The organism is Anaerolineae bacterium (assembly GCA_014360855.1).
In the GTDB taxonomy this organism is placed as follows: Bacteria; Chloroflexota; Anaerolineae; order JACIWP01; family JACIWP01; genus JACIWP01.
Genome location: JACIWP010000323.1, coordinates 1 through 3,224, shown reverse-complemented (window position 1 = coordinate 3,224; position 3,224 = coordinate 1). Strand labels below are relative to the sequence as shown.

General features: G+C 68.7%; 1 protein-coding gene. It reads left to right on the top strand.

The genetic code is table 11. From position 1 onward, the window contains the following. A partial coding sequence (locus H5T60_13410; GenBank protein ID MBC7243428.1) for a tetratricopeptide repeat protein occupies positions 1 to 3,224 on the top strand: 3,224 nt, incomplete at both ends.

The window sequence follows — 3,224 nt, the reverse complement described above, 5'->3', positions numbered from 1 at the left end:
AAAGAGCACCTTGGCACGCGCTCTGGCGCGGGTCGCGGCGGAAGCCGGCGCCTGGGTGACCTGGTGCGACGAGCTTCAACCTTCCCCGCTTCATGCCATGGTCAAAATGGCCAATGACCTCACCGCCGCCGGCGCGGCGCCGGCCCATTTCCGCGAGCAGTATGCCCGCTGGTACTACCTGCAGTGGCAGATGGACAAAGACCCCTACGCCCTGTTGGGATGGCCGGCGCTTTCCGCCCGGCTGACGCGCTATTTCCCCTTCCGGCCGGCGGGCTCCCCCAGCGATATCGCCCACGTGCTGGCGGATTTCGTCGCCGGCCAGCAGGAGCGCCCCCTGCGCTACCTCGGCCGACTGCTGGAATCGCCGGAGGACCGCCGGCTCATCCAGTTCCCACTGCAGGCACTGCGGGAAGCTTTTATCCAGGACGTCAATGCGCTGGCCCAGGAAGCCCCCGTGCTCCTGATACTGGACTCGCTGGACAGCCGGCCGGCGCCCTTTCTCGAGTGGCTTCAGGCCCTGCTGGACCCGGGAAACGGCCTTTCGCCGCGCGTCTGGATGGTGCTTTGCTCCGCAGCGCGCCCCAGCGGCCCTTTGTGGGAGCCTCTGCGCCCCCATCTGCAGGGTGTCTCGCTGGAGCCATTCGACCCGGAGATGGCCGGCTTCTGCTGTAGCCGCTACGGCGTGGAGAGCAGTCCCGCACAGGAGCAGATCGCCGCGCTGGCGGAGGGCCGGCCGGCGTGGGTCACGGCCCTGGCCGCCGCCTATCCCCTGCACCTGGACGACGTGCCTTGGGAGGAGGAACCCGCCGGCCAGCTCCTGCGCTGGATGGCCGGCCGGAACCTCGAACGTCCCCTGCTCGCCGCCTCTATCCTGCGCTCCTGGGATCGCGAGGCGCTCGAAACCGTATCCGGACAGCGGCTCACCAGCGCCGAATGGGACTGGCTACTCTCCCTCCCATTTATACAGTCCCATCGTCAGAACTGGACCATCATCCCCTCCATCCGCAGTGGATTGGTGGACCATGTGCGCCGGCATCGCCCCGAGGAGTGGCAGGCGCTTCAGCAGAGCGCGTGCCAGTATTACCGCCAGCCGCTGGAGGAGCTTGCCGACGCAGGGCCGGCGCGCTGGAAGAATATGCTGTGGCTCCAGTACGCGCAGGAATGGGCCTATCATGTCCTCTGCCAGGGGGACGCCGCGGAAGCAGGCAAGGCCGCCGGCATCCTGCTGGAAGCCTGGTTCGCCCTCCCCTCGTCCATCCCCGCCTGGCTGGATATCTGGGGCCAGGCCGGCCGGGATGCCGGCCAGCCGGCCTGGACCGAGCTGGCAGAGCTGGGACATCAGGCATGGGATGCCTTCCCCGAGGAAGCCTGGCAGGCGCTCGCTCCCTTCCTGAACCGATTGGAACCGCTCTTCCCCGACCATGCCGGCGTGCAACAGCGCATCCGCCTGGGCCGGCTGTTGGCCGGGGAGGCGCCCGCCGCATCCCAAAACGGGGAACAGAACGCCCTCTCCCCGGAAGCACTGCCGGCGGAACTGCCGCAGGCGCATCACGCCCTGGCCCTGCACCACCTGGAGGCCGGCGACTTGAATGCCGCCCAGGAGGCGAGCCAGCGCGCCCTGGCGATCGACAGCAGCTACGTGCCGGCCCACATCCTGGCCGGCGACGTGTACATCCGCGCCGGCCAGCCCGACAAAGCCCTGCGCAGTTACCAGTCGGCCATGGAGGTGCTCTCCGATTCCATCGCCGGCCGGCTGGGCGTGCCCCATTTCCGCTACGCCGACGCGCTGACGCTCATGGGAAACGGGGAGGCGGCCTGGGATTATTACTGTCGGGCCTTCGTGGAAATGGCCGTGGACTGGCAGAAGGCCGCGGCCTTCCTGGAGCGCGGCATCCTGCGCCATCAGATGGGGCGCTGGGAGGAGGCCTGCCGCGATTACCTGCAGGCGGCCGGCCTGGCCGGCGGCAGTACGAACAGGGCCTTCGATATCTACGTGAACCTGACCAGCGCCCAGCGCGGGCGCGGCGATTACCGCCTGGCGCTGGAATACGCGGAGCGCGCCTTCCAGTGGTTGTTAGAAGGCCCCACCCCAGGGGAAGGCCCGGGGCGGGAAGGCCTGATTGCGGCGCACGCCAACCGCGGCAACTGCCGCCTGCTGGCCGGCGAGCCGGAAGGCGCCATCTGGGATTATGACCAGGCCATCCTGCGCGGTGCGGAAAATCCCCATCTGTACATCAACCGCGGCTTCGCCTTCCTGGTGCAGGGCATGCCGGCACGCGCCGAGCGCGATTTTGCCCGCGCCCTGGAGCTGGAGAACGCGCATCCGACCGCATGGCTGGGATTGGGGCTGGCGCATGCCCGGCAGGGCCGGCTGACCGAAGCGCGCGATGACTTCAAGCGGGCGCATCAGCTCGCCGGCGACGAGCCGGTCTACATCCACAACCTGGGGCTGGCGTACTATCATCTCGGCGCCTACCGGCGCGCCCTGGCCTGGCTGAGACAGGCCCTGGCACTAGCGCCGCAGGACCCGCTTATCTACTACCATCGCGGCCTGTGCCATGCCGCCCTGGAGGACCACGCCCAGGCCGGCGCTGATTTCAGCGAGGCCATCCGCCTTTGGGAAGCGGGGATGGGGAAGCCCCTGCCGGCCGGTCAGCCGGCCGCGGCCTATCTGGCCCGCGGCCAGGCACGGCTGGCGGCCGGCGATTACACCGGCGCCATCGAGGACTTCGCCCTGGTGCGGCAGTTCCTGCATCGCGGCCGGCTGGAAGCCCAACTGCCCTCGCGCCAGTCCCTGCTCCGGTTGGATGATTTCGGCTTCGCCGCCTCTGCTGTCCCGTTGGATGCCCAGGCGCTGAAAGGCTGGGGGGACGCGCTGGCTGCCCAGGGCAAACTGCCCGAGGCCATCTCCTATTACGACCAGGCGCTGTCCATCTCCCATGATCAGTTCCCCGAGGCCTTTGCCAGCCGTGCAGAGGCGTATCACGCCATGGGCCGGCATCAGGAGGCCATCCGCGATTACCAGGAGGCGCTGAAACGCCTGCCCACGCGCGCTTGCTGGCACACTGCCCTGGGAGATATCTATGCCCGCCTGGGGCGGGATGCCGAGGCGTTCCAGGCCTATGAGCGCGCCATCGAGCTGACCCCATCGGACCCACAGGCCTATCTCTCGCTGGCGCATCTCAGCCGGCGCCGCAAGTACTGGAACCGCGCCATTGACGCCT